The 544-nt window shown below is 46.1% G+C and carries 1 pseudogene; it reads left to right on the top strand.

The annotated features are described in order from the left end of the window. Window positions 1-58 precede the first annotated feature (58 nt). Window positions 59-484 (top strand): annotated as a pseudogene (locus tag A7090_RS24925) (acetyltransferase); the annotation flags it as partial. Between the last annotated feature and the right edge of the window lie 60 nt (window positions 485-544).

Genomic DNA, 544 nt, shown 5'->3' with positions numbered 1-544 from the left:
TAATGACCAATAGCGGACATTAAAAATGGCGAAAAACGGCCAATAATCTTGGCGTTGACAAGGGTTAAGTAAGAAGAGCTGGTATCTGCTTATTTGTAACCACCGTAGTTGGGCTGATATTGTCGTACTGTGCGTGTTGTTTCGTAAGCACATTCCGATGAATAAATATTTCCTCAAGCAGCAGCTGGCCTGGGTGCCTTTTCTTGGCCTGGCGTGCTGGGCGCTGGATATGCCATTTATGAAGCGTTATTCCCGCGCTTATTTATTACGTCATCCGGAGCGACGTGGTAAAGATGTTGAAACCACTCGGCGTTCTTGTGAAAAGTTTCGCCGGCATCCCACCACCATTGTCAATTTCGTTGAAGGCTCCCGTTTCACGCAAGAAAAACATCAGCAAACCCACTCCACTTTTCAAAACTTGTTGCCACCAAAGGCGGCAGGCATTGCGATAGCGCTAAATGTACTGGGTAAACAATTCGATAAACGTAACCGGCTCATTTAAACCGTCTGGTCTGTTTCCTCCGGCTCTACAAAAATAATGTCC

Origin of the sequence: Escherichia sp. MOD1-EC7003 (assembly GCF_002965065.1) — a bacterium.
Classification (GTDB): Bacteria; Pseudomonadota; Gammaproteobacteria; order Enterobacterales; family Enterobacteriaceae; genus Escherichia.
This window is presented reverse-complemented; position numbering and strand designations above follow the sequence as displayed.